Raw genomic sequence first — 15,661 nt, 5'->3', positions numbered from 1 at the left:
GTGTTTAATTTGGTTTCTTCATTATTGGTCAACAAGTCACAAATTTAATACTTCTTTGTTAAAAAGAAAACCTTTAGTATTAAAAATTGCGTTAAATCTTAAAAAGAAAGCCTTTGAACACCCTTTTTATGGCTTTTATCAAAAATTGCTGATCTAATCAACAAGTAATCGTCCTGGTTGTCAACAAAATCGAGTTCGGATGTATCTATAATCAGGAAGCTATAATCGGGATGCTGCTTAAAGAATTCGAAGTAGCCTTGTTGAATGGTTTCGAGGTACTCGGGGGTAATGGATTGCTCATAATCACGCCCTCTCTTTTTGATATTGCTAATTAGCCTATCTACAGGCACATGAAGATATACGTAAAGATCGGGCTTGGGTATGGAGCTGTAAATTATCTCGAAAATTTGTCGATACAAGTTGAACTCATCCTTAGCTAATGTGTTCTGCGCGAAAATGAGCGACTTCATAAAAAAGTAGTCGGCAATGAGCAAGGGTTGAAACAACGAACTTGCTCTAAGTTCGGCGTTTAGCTGCTTGTAGCGCTCGGCTAGAAACGATAGTTCCAACGGGAAGCTAAAGCGTTGCGGATCGTTGTAAAACTTGGGCAAAAAGGGATTGTCGGCAAATTGTTCAAGTACTATCCTGGCATTTAAATCATCTGCCAGCATCTTGGTTAGTGTAGTTTTACCTGCACCAATATTCCCCTCAATTACTAAATATTGCATAAGGACTGACCGGTAAAAAAAGGAGTTGGGGGTGTATCCAACTCCTTTTTCCTTTGTTTACTAATTGGATCAATATTGTATGTTCTCCCCCATATTGTAGAATATGAAGGAATAGATGTCGGCAGTTTCTTGAATCACTAAAGAGGTAGGCATACCTGCTCCATGGCCAGCTCGTGTTTGAATTCGAATTAGCTTAGGATTCGCTCCTTTTCTCTGCTTACTCTGCAGGGTTGCAATATATTTAAACGAATGAGCGGGCACCACCCTATCGTCATGATCGGCTGTAGTAACAAGTATTGCGGGATAATTTACCCCAGGGCGCACATTGTGAATTGGAGAGTAGTTGTACAAATTGAGAAACTGAATTGAATCTTCGCTGGAGCCATAGTCGTTGACCCAAGCCCAGCCAATGGTGAATTTATGAAAACGCAACATATCCATCACTCCCACTTGAGGAATTGCCACCTTGAATAGGTCGGGGCGTTGGTTAACAACTGCTCCCACAAGTAAACCGCCATTGGAACCACCCTGTATGGCCAGCTTTTTGTTTGATGTGTATCCCTGGTTAACAAGATACTCTGCTGCCGCAATAAAGTCATCGAATACATTTTGCTTATTGAGCTTTGTTCCGGAGCGATACCAGTTCTCGCCATACTCTCCTCCTCCTCTTATGTTGGCCAAAGCATATACACCGCCATTCTCAAGCCACACCAATCGAGAGGTGCTAAATGTAGGCTTAAGGGTTGCGTTGAACCCGCCATATCCATATAGTAGCGTTGGATTTTGTCCGTTAAGCTCTATACACTTCTTGTGAACAATAAACATTGGCACGTCGGTGCCATCCTTACTCTTGTAGAATATTTGCTTGGTTTCGTAATCGTCAAAATCAAAATCAATCTCAGGCTTAAAAAACACCTCCGACTCGTAATTATCTGTATCAAAAGAGTATATTACCGAGGGCACAGTGAAAGAAGAGAAGGTATAGAATGCCTTATTACTACTTAGCTGTGAACTTATACCGGAAACGGTTCCAAGCGTTGGCAACTTAATTTGGTGGAGCTTATCGCCGTCCAGATTGTAAACCTCAACCTTACTCTTTACATCCTCAATATAAGTAGCAATTATTTTACCTCCGGCTAAAACACAGCTCTCTAAAACATCTTTCCTTTCAGGAAGCACATCTCGCCAGTTGCCAATATCTAAGGTGTTTATGTTGATTTTTACCAACTTGTACTTTGGCGATTTGTAATTTGTAAGTACATATAGGTAGTTGTCCACGTGATCAAGAACTTGGTAATTGTACTCGAAACTGGTGGTTAACTTTAAGAAATCATGATCGGTCGATAGGTTTCTGATGTATAATGAATTACCGTGCGTAGATTCGGTTTCAGAAACTATCAAGAACCTTTCGTCGGAGGTTACCTGTGCAAAGTAATTTCGTTGGGGGTACTCCAAATTCTGGAAAATTAGCTTGTCGCTGGACTGTGGGGTTCCAACTTTATGGTAGTATACCTTATGAAACTCGTTAGCGCTGCTAAGCTCGGCTCCCTTTTGGGGCTCATCGTAACGACTGTAAAAAAATCCATCTTTATACCACTGAATGCCTGAGAACTTAACCCAATGCAACTCATCGGTCAAATCGGCTCCAGTAGCAATTTCCCTAACCCTAATTGTATTCCAATCGGAACCACCATCGGATGTAGCATATGCAATGTACTTTCCATTACGCGAAACGCCAATTGTTCCGAGGGATATTGTGCCATCCGCTGAGAATTTATTTGGGTCGATAAGAACCCTAGGCTCGTCGTCAAATGAATCTTGCACAAAAAGAACCCACTGATCTTGAAGGCCATCGCGCTGATAAGAGAATATCTTCCCTCCTCTAATGAATGGGGATGATTTTGCTGAGTAATCCCATAAGCTGCTAAGGCGCTCCTTGATGGATTCCCTAAAAGGGATTTTATCTAAATAATCGAACGTAACTTCGTTCTGGGCGGTTACCCATTCGGCCACTTGATCCGATTTATCATCCTCAAGCCAGCGATAAGGGTCGGAAACCTCCACACCAAAGTATGTGTCAACCACCTCTCCCCTAGGCGTTTCGGGGTATTTAACCGGACTCCTGTCGCAGGAGCTACTAAACAGTGCCAAGCTTGCAAGCAAAACAAAAATTATTTTTTTCATAGTCAGAAATATTTCTGAAAGTTATTTTTCCGTTCTTACAAAAATACACAAATGTTTATAAAATCTACAATGTAAAAGTAGTGATTTTTTTAAAATTGAAAATTAGAAGTTTAGATTATAGGGCTTTAAGCATTAATCTAAAAATATGATTTGAGTGTATTAATGTAAGCCCAAATTAATTTCAACATAAAAAAAGGGCATTCCTACGAATAGGCTGCCCTTAATTGTATCAAATTATAAAGATATTACTTCTGCTCTGGCTTGGGTAATAACACCTTACGCGAGAGCTTTAGCTTTCCGGTTTTCTTATCAATCTCAATAAGTTTTACCTCAACCATATCACCCTCTTTAAGCACATCCTCTACCTTTTCAACTCGTTTCCAGTCAATTTCAGATATGTGCAACAGGCCATCCTTACCAGGTACAATTTCGATAAAGGCACCAAATGGCAGGATTGACTTAACCTTACCGGTATAAATTTCGCCTTCTTCGGGAGATACGGCAATGCCCTTAATCCATTTAACAGCAGCATTACGAGCATCCATATTATCGGCAAAAACAGTAACCACACCGTGGTTGTTAACCTCTTCGATATTAATGGTTGCACCCGTTGTGCGCTGAATTTCTTGGATAATTTTACCGCCTGGGCCAATTACGGCACCAATCAAATCGCGAGCAATGCTAAACTGCTCAATGCGGGGGGTATGCGGCTTAAGGTCGGTGTTGGGCTCAGAGATTACTGCATTCATCTTACCTAGGATATGCAATCTGCCCTCCCGTGCTTGGCTCAAGGCTTGAGATAGAACCTCGTAGGGTAGCCCATCAACCTTGATATCCATTTGGGTTGCAGTTATACCATCCTGTGTACCAGTCACCTTAAAGTCCATATCGCCCAAATGATCCTCGTCTCCAAGAATATCGGAAAGTATGGCAAAACGAGCACCCTTGGGTTCAGAAATAAGTCCCATAGCAATACCCGAAACGGGTTTCTTTAGGCCAATACCAGCATCCATTAGCGCAAGCGATCCGGCACAAACAGTTGCCATCGATGATGACCCGTTAGACTCCAAAATATCGCTAACCACCCTTACGGTGTAGGGGTTGCTTTCTCCTGCTGGCACCATTCTTTTTAGTGCACGGTGCGCAAGATTACCATGGCCTACCTCCCTACGGCTAACACCGCGATATGGGCGGGCATCGCCAGTTGAGAATGGAGGAAAATTATAGTGCAGTACAAACTTCTCGGTGCCACGCTGAAGCACCTCATCGATAATTTTCTCGTCGAGCTTAGTACCCAATGTTACTGTGGTAAGCGACTGTGTTTCGCCCCTTGTGAAAAGAGCTGAACCGTGTGCCGATGGCAAGTAATCAATCTCACACTCAATTGGCCTAATCTGATCGGTTTTACGTCCATCAAGCCTAATGCTCTCATCGAGAATCATATTTCGCATGGCGTTCTTCTCTACATCATGATAGTATCGCTTAACCAACGACGCTTTAGCATCGCGATCCTCCTCTGGAAGTGTTTGCATAAACTCCTCCTTTATTGCAGAAAAGGCTTCGCTACGCTCGTGCTTTGCTAGCATCGATTTGGCGATCTTGTATACCTTGTCATAACAAAATTCTTTAACCTGGGTACGAAGCTCTTCGTCGTTGTTCTCATGGCAGTACTCGCGCTTAACAACACCTAGTTCCTTGGCAAGTTCCATTTGGGCAACGCAATGCTTTTTGATTTCATCGTGAGCAAACTTAATGGCCTCGAGCATTTCTGCTTCCGACACCTCGTTCATCTCACCCTCAACCATTAGAATATTATCATATGTAGCGCCCACCATCATGTCAATATCAGCCATTTCAATTTGGCTAAAGGTTGGGTTTACTATGAACTTACCATCAACACGAACCACTCTTACTTCAGAGATTGGCCCGTTGAATGGAATGTCAGAGATGGATAAAGCTGCAGAGGCAGCAAGACCAGCTAATGCATCGGGGGGGGTATCCTTTTCGGCAGAGATAAGGTTTATGGTAACGAATGTCTCCGCGTGGTAGTCTTCGGGGAATAGTGGACGAAGCGCCCTATCAACAAGGCGTGCTATAAGCACTTCGTAGTCTGATGGACGAGCCTCCCTTTTAAGGAATCCTCCAGGGAAACGGCCACCGGCAGCAAATTTCTCTTTGTAATCGACACTAAGAGGCATAAAATCAACATCCTCCCTAGCATCCTTAGCGCTTACCACGGTGGCAAGCATCATGGTGCGCCCCATACGGATCACTACGGACCCATCGGCTTGACGCGCCAATTTTCCAGTTTCAATTGTGATGGACCTTCCATCACCAAAATCGATCGTTTTCTTTACAACATTAAACATACAGTATCAAATATTGATAAATAATAAAAAAAGCCTTGGCATAAACAGAAAATCAGAAGAAAAGTTGCAATCCCTCTGATTTCCTCCACAAAAGATTACAGTAATTTCAAAAAAAGGCAATTGAAACAATTGCCTTCTTGTTGTTTTACTTTCTAAGATTTAACGCTTTAATGATTGCACGATATCTTTCAATGTCGCGATCCTTAAGATAATCCAAAAGTCTTCTACGCTTACCCACCAGTTTTAACAAAGAGCGCTGAGTTGCATAATCCTTACGATTTTTTTTCAAATGCTCTGTTAAATGACTGATACGGTGGGAAAATATCGCGATCTGACCCTCGGGGGAGCCAGTATCGGTATTAGACTTTCCGTACTGCTTAAAAAATTCCTGCTTCTGTTCTGCTGTTAAATAATTCATAGCTAATCAGTAAATTAGTGGGTATTTCTGTAGTTTGTTTCAAGCTGCAAAGATAATAACATTTTTTACAACGCACGAGTAAAGTGTAAACATTTTTTCAACAACACCTTGACTGAATGAGCAGATAAGCCCAAAGCAGGCAACAGTTTGGCCGATAATTTTTACTACCTTTAGGGAGCCCATTTCACCTCTTGCTCAAATTGGCTTAGTATTTTGAAATACATTTTTTTAACATTTGTTAAACAGCTTTACGCAATCGTTACCGGATATTTGTGATGCAAACATTAATCTGAAAAAGATTGCTATGGAACGATTTTTCGACATCACACCGAAACCTCACTACGATCTTATTGTAATTGGTGGGGGTATTACTGGAGCCTCGGTTGCCTACGAAGCAGCATCAAGAGGGTTATCTGTTGCCCTTTTTGAAAAGGGGGATTTTGGCCAGGCCACGTCTGCGGCCACATCGAAGTTGATACACGGAGGCTTACGCTACCTTAAGAACATGGAATTTGGGTTGGTGCGCGAATCGCTCACAGAGCGAAAGGTTTGGGAAAACATTGCCCCTAACTTTGTATACCCAATCCCATTCATGGTGCCCACCTACAACAATATCAAAAGCAACAAGCTTATCCTATTTATGGGGATGGTTTTATACGATATCCTTTCGTACGATAAGGGCTGGACTTGGGATAAGTCGAAAAAACTGCCGCTACATAAAACCATTAGCAAGAAGAAAACCCTTGAGTTGGAGCAATGCCTAAGGATCAGAGGCCTTACTGGATCGAGCATTTACTACGACTGCCAAAACATTAACCCCGAAAGGCTCACACTAGCTGTTATAAAATCGGCCATAGCAAAAGGAGCCAACGTAGCCAACTATGCAATGGTTAAATCCTTCATTAAGAAAGATGGAGTTATCAATGGGGTAAATGTTATTGATAAACTAACAGGCCAAGAACACAGCGTGCAAGGGAGGTTAACCATTAACTGCGCAGGCCCTTGGGCCGACATTGTGCTTAATAAGGGTATAGCCGATAACGAAAACAATCATCATATCCGCCGATCGGAGGGCATACATATCATCACAAAAAAGCTGTGCAACAAGCATGCTGTAACGGTTATGACTAAGGACCGAAGGCACATCATGCTAATCCCATGGCGCAACCACTCCCTTATTGGCACTACCGATAAAGAGTATAATGGTAATCCCGACGACTACCGAGTTACGAAAGAAAGTGTGCAAGGGCTAATTGATGACCTGAATGAGAATTATGGTTGTCAAAAAATTAATTATGATGATGTTGTATTTGCATACGGGGGGCTTAGGCCGCTGGTTGACGATCAGACTGAGGGTTCCTATGAGTCATCGAGAAAGTATGAGATTTACGACAATGCCAAGCAAGGGCTAAACGGGTTAATAACCATAGAGGGTGGAAAGTACACCACAAGCCGCAAGCTAGCCTGCAATGCTATGAAAGTTATAGGTAAGAAGTTAGGGCGAAAGCTGGGTAAATCAACCACCAAAAATGAGTTTCTTGCTGGTTGTGAGGTAAAAGATATGGATCTGTTTTTGGCTCAACTTTCAGCTCAACACCCAAACTTTAGCAGCGAAACGGTAGCGTATGTTGGAATGAACTATGGACAAGAAGCCTATAAAATACTAGACCTTGCCAGTAAAAACCCCCAATTAGCCGAAGTGGTTAGCAACGATGGTGAACTGCTGGCCGAAGTTGAGTATGCTATTAACAACGAGATGGCCAAATCGCTCACCGATATACTTTTTCGTCGAACCGGAATTGGAACATTGGGCCATCCTGGTGAGGAGACTCTCAATAAAGTTGTAAGTTTAGCAGCTACTAAACTTGGGTGGGACTCCCAACAAACTGAGCACGAAGTTGAGAATGCCAAGCTTATTTTCGAACTACCACAGTAAGACAATACCAAGTAAATCAACCAAAAACATATAAATTAAGATTATGAGCACAACATACAGAGATATACTTAAATGGGGTGATAAAAGGGAACATAAGGTAGACAAGCCCACTCTAAACCTTATTAAGGAAAAATTTAGCTTAACCGATCAAGACATCAACAACACCTATAAAACTGGGAACAATGAAGTTAAGGTTACCAAGGAGTGTACGTTAGACGCAAAGATTATTGAGCAGCTTACCGCAATTGTGGGCACCGAAAATATTGCTACCGATGATTACGCCCGTGCCTCGCATGCCTATGGCAAGTGCTATACCGATCTGCTTCACCTAAGGAATGGTAATATCCCCACCCCCCCCGATGCTGTAGTTTACCCCAGAAACACTGACGATGTTGTATCGATAGTAAAGATTTGCAATGAGCACAATATCGCCATAACTCCTTTTGGAGGCAGCTCATCGGTTACGCGAGGAGTTGAAACGCCCAAGGGTGGCATAAGCCTCGATATGACCAAGCATTTCAATAGTGTGATTGAGGTAAACGAAATAAACTCAACCGCTACAGTTCAATCGGGAATGTATGGGCCGGCATACGAGGATTTTTTAAATGAGCGGGGCTTCACCTGCGGTCATTTTCCACAGTCGTTCGAGTATTCAACCGTAGGGGGCTGGCTTGCAGCCAAGGGCGCTGGGCAAGCATCAACAGGCTACGGCAAAATTGAGCATATGGTACTGGCCGTTAAGGCTGTTACTCCCGCTGGCGTTATCGACACCAAATGCTACCCTGCCAGTGCACAGGGCTGGGATCTGCACCAACTATTTGCTGGTTCGGAGGGTACACTTGGGGTAATTGTAGAGGTTACAATGAAAATTCGCAAACATCTACCCCAAAACACCAAGCATGCCTCTTTCGTTTTCAAAAATTTTGAAACTGCTGTGGAGGCTATGCGGATTGTGATGCAAAGCGGCATTGGACTACCACACTTGTATCGAATCTCTGATCCCGAAGAAACTGAGGTGGCATTTAAAACCAAAGGCTTCGATGGTACATTGGCCGACAGGGCGCTGAATATGCTTGGCTACAAATCGGGCGAACGCTGCCTAATGTTTGTTGCCGTTGAGGGAGCAAAAGGATACACAAAGCAGGTAATAGGTTCACTTAAAAAAATTACCAGAAAGCGGGGTGGCTTCTTTATTGGTGCCAGCCCCACCAAAAAATGGCTTGAACAAAGGTATTCAAGCGCATACATGCGCGACCCTCTGATGGACTTGGGAATAATGACAGATACGCTTGAAACCGCAGTTATGTGGGATAAGCTAATCCCTGTTTGGAGCGCCGTAAGGAGCTACCTGAAAAGCCGCCCAAAAACCGTGGTTATGGTTCATATCTCGCACGTATACGAGAACGGGGCCAATTTGTACTTCACATTCCTAAGTCCAATGAAAAGAGAGGATGATGTAAAGGAGTACCTTGAGTATCACAAGGGCCTAATCGATACTATTAACGAGAGTGGCGGTTCCCTTTCGCATCATCACGGAGTAGGCAGGGCGCTTGCGCCTTGGATGGAAAAGCAGCTGGGAGCTGAGAATATGAAGCTGATGCAAGCCATTAAGAACCACCTCGACCCCAATGGCATAATGAATCCCGGAAACACGCTGGGGCTAACTCCATAGCTTTTCACTAATTTGCACCACGATAATCGTTGTAAAACCTCATTGCCAAAAGTTGCTTTGTGATGGATAAAAACATAGTTGTAATCGATGCGGGCACCCAATCCATTCGTGCTGTACTAATCGATTTAAAGGGAAATATCCTTCGGATCGAGAAAACGGAGGTTGAGCCATACTTCTCAACCGAGCCTGGTTTTGCCGAGCAAGATCCAGAGTATATGTGGGATGTACTTTGCTCAACCACCAAACGGCTGATGGAAAACATCGATGTTCCCGTGGAGAGCATCCAGGGGATGTCCATCACAACCCAAAGGGGAACAATTATCAACCTCGACAAGGATGGAAAACCTCTCCGACCAGCTATTCTCTGGCTCGACCAGCGCAAGGCAAAGCTACAGGGCTGGCCTGGTGGGTTTCTGAAACTAGCACTTAAACTAGTAAATATGTACGAGAGCCTTGCCCATGCCTTTAAGGATGGCGAGGCCAACTGGTTACAGCAAAACCAACCCGAGGTCTGGGCCAATACGCATAAGTATGTTTACCTCTCGGGGTTTTTTATCCACAGACTTTCGGGGAAGTATATTGAATCCATTGGAAGCAACGTGGGCTATATGCCTTTTAACTACAAGAGGCAGGAATGGTGCAAACCCGGCGAGCTAAACACCAAGCTATTCCCCATTGAGCGAGAGAAATTACCCGACCTAGTAAAACCATCGGAGCTAATTGGGCATATAACCGAAGTAGCATCGGAGCGAACGGGGCTTCCCAAAGGACTTCCCATTATAGCTTCGGCAGCCGATAAGGCCTGCGAGGTGCTGGGTTCGGGCTGCATCTCCCCCGAAATTGCCTGCCTTAGCTACGGCACCACGGCCACAATAGAAACGGTAAACCCAAAATATGTTGAGGTTGTTCCGTTCTTCCCCTCCTACCCCAGCGCAATGCCTAACCATTATAACACCGAGGTTATGATATACAGAGGCTACTGGATGATCAACTGGTTTAAGAAAGAGTTTGGGCACAAGGAGGTAGAGTTGGCCAAAAAGTTGGGTAAATCGGCAGAAGAACTGTTCGATGATATGATAAGTACTATTCCGCCTGGTTCCATGGGACTAACCCTGCAACCCTACTGGTCGCCAGGGGTAAAGATACCTGGGGTTGAAGCCAAGGGTGCGGTTATCGGTTTTGGTGATGTGCACACCAAAGCTCATCTTTACCGATCGATAATTGAGGGGTTAACCTATGCGCTAAAGGAGGGAGCCATACGAACACAGAAACGTAACGGAGTAAAAATTCGGAAGTTACGAGTTTCAGGCGGTGGGTCGCAAAGCGTGAATGCCCTGCAGATGACTGCTGATATATTCAATATGACCGTAGAGAAACCTCACACTTACGAAACCTCAGCCCTTGGTGCAGCCATAAACTGTGCGGTGGGCCTGAATCTGTACCCCAATTTTGAAACGGCTATTGATAATATGTGCCGAGTTGGTGAGGTTTACACCCCAATTCCTGAGAATAGCAAGGTTTACAACAATCTTTACAACAAGGTTTACAAAAAAATGTACAAACGCCTAAAACCTCTTTACGAAGATATTAGGGACATTACCAACTACCCAAAAAAAAGCGAGTAGCCATACAGCATTAGTAGATAGCACAATAGTTATCTCAACAGGAAAGACTTTAGCAAAAGTCTTTCTATCTTTGCCAAGCACCATACCTCCATCAAATGGTCTTGTCATTGGTGATGAATAACTACTAATTGCTCGCTATCGAATGCAAAATATTTACCCAAATAACTTTGAAGAAAAGATAGGTTTCGATCGCATTAGGGCCAAGGTTTCAAATCTTTGCCTTTGCGATATTGGTAAGCGTAAGGCTGCCTCAGCCTCATTCCTAACCGATTTCGAAGCCATTACGCAGGTTGTGGAACTCACCGCCGAAATGAAAACCATTTGCCAAATGGAAGACTCGTTTCCGGTGGATGGATATGCCGACACTACCCCTTTTCTTGAGCGTATAAAGCACGAGGGATCATGGTTAGACGAAACAGAACTATTCAGCCTAAGGCGCTCGCTCGATGCCATAAAATCAATCCTGACCTTCTTAAAAAAGGGCGATAAGCCCAAGTACCCCAACCTAGCCAAATTTGCTAGCGAGGTGGAGTACTTTCCATTTATTTCTGAGCGTATCGACTCCATTCTCAATCGATTTGGTAAGATTAAGGATAATGCATCGCCTGAATTGGCAAAGATTAGGAGTGAGATCACATCAAAACAATCATCGGTATCAAAGCGTATAGGTTCCATTCTAAAGCAGGCGCAGGCCGATGGTCTGGTCGATTCCGATGCTTCCACATCCATGCGCGATGGGCGTATAGTGATTCCCGTTTCGGCATCGAATAAGCGCAAGCTAAAAGGTATTGTTCACGACGAATCGGCTACAGGCAAAACCGTATTCATTGAACCCGTTGAGGTGGTGGAACTCAACAACGAGATACGCGAACTGGAGTACGACGAGCGTAGGGAAATAGTGCGCATTCTGGTTGAGTTTGCCGACACGCTTCGCCCTTACCTTACCGAGTTACTCCAATCGTACGATTTTTTGGGCGAGATTGATTTTTTGAGAGCCAAGGGGCTACTCGCCTCCTCGGTAGCTGGTGCAAAGCCAATCCTCCACTCCTCGCCAAGGGTATATCTACGCAAGGCTGTTCATCCCTTGCTTATGCTTGCCCTTAAGCGCGAGGGCAAAGAGATTGTTCCGCTCGATATTGAGCTGGATGACCAGAACCATATCTTGCTTATTTCGGGGCCCAATGCCGGCGGAAAATCGGTTTGCCTAAAAACCCTGGGCGTATCGCAGTATATGCTACAATGCGGCTTTCTTCCCCCGGTACTCGAAAATTCCGAGATGGGAATTTTCAACAAGCTTTTTATCGATATTGGCGATGAGCAGTCCATTGAGAACGACCTCAGCACCTACAGCTCCCACCTGTTCAACATGAAGTTCTTCCTGAAAAATGCCGACAGCTCCACCCTTGTGCTTATCGATGAGTTTGGTGCGGGAACAGAACCCCTGGTGGGTGGAGCCATTGCCGAGTCGATACTTCAGCAGTTTAATCAGCAAGGAACCTTTGGCGTAATTACTACACACTACAGCAACCTAAAGCATTACGCTGCCAGCGCAAAGGGCATTATCAATGGGGCAATGCTTTTCGATATGGGGCGGATTGAACCACTTTTTAAGCTAGAGATTGGGAAGCCTGGCAGCAGCTTTGCTTTCGAAATTGCTCGCAAGATTGGTCTCCCCGAGGATGTATTGAAGCTAGCCGAGGGCAAAGCCGGAACCGATCATATTAGCTTCGAAAAGCATCTCAAGGAGATTTCGCGCGACAAGCGATACTGGGAGCGCAAGCGTGATCAGATCAGAAAATCGACAAAAAAAACCGAGGAGTACGAAACCAAGCTTGCCGAGGAGCTGGAAACCATTAAGCAACAGCGAAAGGCCATTATCAGCAAGGCGAAAGAGGAGGCCGAAGCGATTTTGGCCTCATCCAATAAAATAATAGAGAACACCATCCGCGAAATTAAGGAATCGTCGGCAGAGAAAGAGCGGACACGCGTGGCACGACAGGGGCTCGAAAAGCATAAGGAGACGCTCCATGAGGTATCAACCGGAGTTGAACCAGCCATTGAGAAGAAGATGGAGCAAATTCGCCAACGTCAGCAGCGTAATCAGGATCGCAAGCAGAAACGCGATGGACAAATCCCCAGCCAAGAGGAAAAGGTTACTAAGCCAAAACCCATTGCGCAGGGCGATAAGGTGAGAATTGCCGGACAGGATGCCGTTGGTGAGGTAATGCAAATTGATGGTAAAAATGCCATTGTTGCTTTTGGGAGCATGCTCACTACCATCAAAGTAAATAAACTCGAGAGGGTTACCCTAACCGAATATCGACGAGCCGAAAGAACGGTAAAAAGCCCACAAACCGGCATTGGTTTCGACCTGCACAAAAAAAGGCTAAACTTTAAATCGGATATCGATGTGCGAGGCTACCGCACCGACGAAGCCTTGGAAACCGTTCAGGACTTGATTGACGAAGCGGCAATGATTGGAATAAGCAAAGTTCGCATACTTCACGGAAAGGGTAATGGTATACTCCGGCAAGAGATTAGAAATTTCCTGAAATCTATGCCCTATGTTAAGTCTTATGCTGATGAACACATCGATTTTGGGGGTACAGGCATAACCCTGGTTGAAATTGACACCTAACAGTTTCCCCATAGTACCATAGACTTCGATAGATTTAACCTTGGGGTTTGTAATTTGAAAATATTGGCTTACATTTGGTATAGAATTATCCTTTTTAGAAAAAAAGAATTTCTCTATAACGAATTACACCTTAAACAGAACCTAAAAAAACCTAAGCAATGAGTTTAAGTCTACAAAACATTTCAATTGTTTTTAACTTTTCAGACATTACGCAGCTGACCTATTTCGTACTTGCTTCGCTATTTGTAATCCTTGCCTTTCTCGGTTTTTTCAGATCGGTGGTTACTGGGGTTAAGCCAAACTTTATACTCGATCATAAGCGAGTGCATGATGAGTGGTTGACCCGAGGGTCATTCTCGGCCATACTCCTACCCATAATGGGATTCTTCATCTTTATTTTCAACGCCGTGGCCTGGGCAATATATGGTGTAATATCAATATTTGAGTTTTTGGGTTTCATTGGCAAGGCAATTTGGTGGGCAGTTATGTGGATGTGGAATGAGTTTATGCACCCCGTATTATTTTTCATAGCGAAGTTACTCTGGCATTACATTGTGGTGTGGAGTTGGAGGTACTTTAAGCTGGCAATTACGTTAATTCCCGAAGCGTTTAGCGCTAGTACTTTTAAGAATGGTTTTGTATCGGTGCTAGCGGTATCATTCGTTATGCTAGTTTTCCTTTACCTCAGCAGCATTCTACAGCTACCCTGGCTAATTATCCCGTTGGTGCTAGCAATACTATTTAGCGTGCTTTACTTCACTTTGTACACCCTTTTCAGCGATGATAAACGAACTTTTAATGAGTTCTGGACCGGCACTGTTATGTCTAAACTTGGCATTTTGGTTATTATAAGCATACTTAGCGCATCCATCATCACCGTATTTCATATGTTTGCCGGAACGGCAATACAGCTACCAATGCTTGGCTTATCGTACCCCGTTTCGTTAGTGCTTATACTAGTCCTAACCCTCACTGTAGTTGTTTCGCTGGTTATAAATGCCATTGCCCCAGCGTACACATCGCAGAACAATGGCGAGTTTGACAATAAAGATTTTCTCATCAACACAGGCATTAGGCTACCTCGTTTAGTAGGGTCAATTCCATTCATGCTGTTAGGTAGCCTAATCACTTCAATAATCACACTTATAATTGGAGCATTCCTATGGTGGACCACCAACACTATTAAAGCCTCGTTCTGTGAGCAATCGCTTAACAAGTTGAATAGTGAGCTTAGCATGGCCAATTCGCACTTTAGCGCATTCTACAACGTGAACTCACAAGCCAATATGGCTCTAGATTTTGCAGAGAAAAGGCTTAAGCGAATGGCCACCATTGAATCAAGAATTTATTCGTTAGAAATTTTCGAGGATGATTGGCTCAGGTTGATAACGAATTTGCCAAAGGGCATAAGGAGCACCAAAGGTGAAAAATTTACCCTCGAAAGATTAGAACACAATTATTCCGACCAATCCGTTAACGTTTCGGAGCAGATAGGGGAACTAGAGAAAGCTATTTCTGAGATTACATCTAAACTTAGGGCAAACCCCGACAACGAGGAATTTGCACAACAAATTGACAACCTTAAAGACCAACTCGATAACCTGAAGATTTACCGTGGCCAGCTAGAGTCGAAATTCATACTAGACACTAGCCTTACCCAAGCTCGCATCAGATCCATTAAGTACACTAACATTATGTGGGTAATTGGGACAATATTTGCCATGCTTGGATTGGTTCTCCTAAGCGCCATAGTTTTTGCTCCATACTGGGTCTACCAAACCAAGTTTTATTTCGACCTATATAGCTATTACCATGAGGGCAAATCGTACATCGCCGAACAGGTTGAATACTACCAGAGCAGAAACATCAACCAACCAATACTTGGTTTCTTTGTGCTACTTATTATTGGCATTATCATAGCAATTGCATCGATTATTTTATAGTTTAAATACAATGGAAAGACCCTTAAGGGGTGTAAACAATATCAGTTTACACCCTTTTTCCTTTTCAAAGGGTGTAACAGTGTGCGGAATCGAACATTCCTTGTTGCATATTCGAACACTTAAAACATTTAATATAGTTCATCTTTAA

General features: G+C 43.7%; 9 protein-coding genes. 5 read left to right on the top strand and 4 right to left on the bottom strand.

Annotated elements, in window-relative coordinates; all coding sequences use genetic code 11:
- Positions 1–98: 98 nt before the first annotated feature.
- The 4 genes from G8O23_RS01540 to rpsO form a co-directional block, all read right to left on the bottom strand.
- Positions 99–728, bottom strand: coding sequence for a deoxynucleoside kinase (locus G8O23_RS01540; RefSeq protein ID WP_166361055.1), 630 nt, complete (start codon positions 726–728; stop codon positions 99–101).
- A 69-nt stretch (positions 729–797) separates the two neighbouring features.
- Positions 798–2,912, bottom strand: coding sequence for a prolyl oligopeptidase family serine peptidase (locus G8O23_RS01535; protein ID WP_166361053.1), 2,115 nt, complete (start codon positions 2,910–2,912; stop codon positions 798–800).
- 245 nt (positions 2,913–3,157) lie between these two features.
- Positions 3,158–5,281: a polyribonucleotide nucleotidyltransferase gene (gene pnp, locus G8O23_RS01530; RefSeq protein ID WP_166361051.1), complete on the bottom strand. Its 2,124-nt coding sequence runs from the start codon at positions 5,279–5,281 to the stop codon at positions 3,158–3,160.
- 145 nt (positions 5,282–5,426) lie between these two features.
- Positions 5,427–5,699: a 30S ribosomal protein S15 gene (gene rpsO / locus G8O23_RS01525; protein ID WP_166361049.1), complete on the bottom strand. Its 273-nt coding sequence runs from the start codon at positions 5,697–5,699 to the stop codon at positions 5,427–5,429.
- 304 nt (positions 5,700–6,003) lie between these two features.
- Here rpsO and G8O23_RS01520 point away from each other — a divergent pair, with 304 nt between their 5' ends.
- From G8O23_RS01520 to G8O23_RS01500, 5 genes are all read left to right on the top strand, one after another.
- Positions 6,004–7,635 carry a glycerol-3-phosphate dehydrogenase/oxidase gene (locus G8O23_RS01520; RefSeq protein WP_166361047.1) on the top strand — a complete coding sequence of 544 codons (1,632 nt, stop codon included), beginning with the start codon at positions 6,004–6,006 and terminating at the stop codon, positions 7,633–7,635.
- 43 nt (positions 7,636–7,678) lie between these two features.
- On the top strand, positions 7,679–9,307 hold the full coding sequence (locus tag G8O23_RS01515; RefSeq protein ID WP_166361045.1) for an FAD-binding oxidoreductase: 1,629 nt from the start codon (positions 7,679–7,681) through the stop codon (positions 9,305–9,307).
- A 62-nt stretch (positions 9,308–9,369) separates the two neighbouring features.
- Positions 9,370–10,932: an FGGY-family carbohydrate kinase gene (locus G8O23_RS01510; RefSeq protein ID WP_166361043.1), complete on the top strand. Its 1,563-nt coding sequence runs from the start codon at positions 9,370–9,372 to the stop codon at positions 10,930–10,932.
- A gap of 142 nt (positions 10,933–11,074) precedes the next feature.
- Positions 11,075–13,570 carry an endonuclease MutS2 gene (locus G8O23_RS01505; RefSeq protein ID WP_166361041.1) on the top strand — a complete coding sequence of 832 codons (2,496 nt, stop codon included), beginning with the start codon at positions 11,075–11,077 and terminating at the stop codon, positions 13,568–13,570.
- A gap of 158 nt (positions 13,571–13,728) precedes the next feature.
- Positions 13,729–15,513, top strand: a complete 1,785-nt coding sequence (locus G8O23_RS01500) for a hypothetical protein (RefSeq protein ID WP_166361039.1) — start codon at positions 13,729–13,731, stop codon at positions 15,511–15,513.
- The last annotated feature ends 148 nt before the right edge of the window (positions 15,514–15,661 follow it).

The organism is Perlabentimonas gracilis (assembly GCF_011174675.1).
GTDB lineage: Bacteria > Bacteroidota > Bacteroidia > Bacteroidales > Tenuifilaceae > Perlabentimonas > Perlabentimonas gracilis.
The sequence above is the reverse complement of the archived record's forward strand: the minus strand, read 5'-3'. Positions and strand labels throughout refer to the sequence as shown.

Bases quoted from the DNA above. Each gene is read 5' to 3' on its own strand.
- G8O23_RS01540 (WP_166361055.1), bottom strand. From the start codon at position 728: ATGCAATATTTAGTAATTGAGGGGAATATTGGTGCAGGTAAAACTACA.
- G8O23_RS01520 (WP_166361047.1), top strand. From the start codon at position 6,004: ATGGAACGATTTTTCGACATCACACCGAAACCTCACTACGATCTTATT.
- G8O23_RS01535 (WP_166361053.1), bottom strand. From the start codon at position 2,912: ATGAAAAAAATAATTTTTGTTTTGCTTGCAAGCTTGGCACTGTTTAGT.
- rpsO (WP_166361049.1), bottom strand. From the start codon at position 5,699: ATGAATTATTTAACAGCAGAACAGAAGCAGGAATTTTTTAAGCAGTAC.
- pnp (WP_166361051.1), bottom strand. From the start codon at position 5,281: ATGTTTAATGTTGTAAAGAAAACGATCGATTTTGGTGATGGAAGGTCC.
- G8O23_RS01505 (WP_166361041.1), top strand. From the start codon at position 11,075: ATGCAAAATATTTACCCAAATAACTTTGAAGAAAAGATAGGTTTCGAT.
- G8O23_RS01510 (WP_166361043.1), top strand. From the start codon at position 9,370: ATGGATAAAAACATAGTTGTAATCGATGCGGGCACCCAATCCATTCGT.
- G8O23_RS01500 (WP_166361039.1), top strand. From the start codon at position 13,729: ATGAGTTTAAGTCTACAAAACATTTCAATTGTTTTTAACTTTTCAGAC.
- G8O23_RS01515 (WP_166361045.1), top strand. From the start codon at position 7,679: ATGAGCACAACATACAGAGATATACTTAAATGGGGTGATAAAAGGGAA.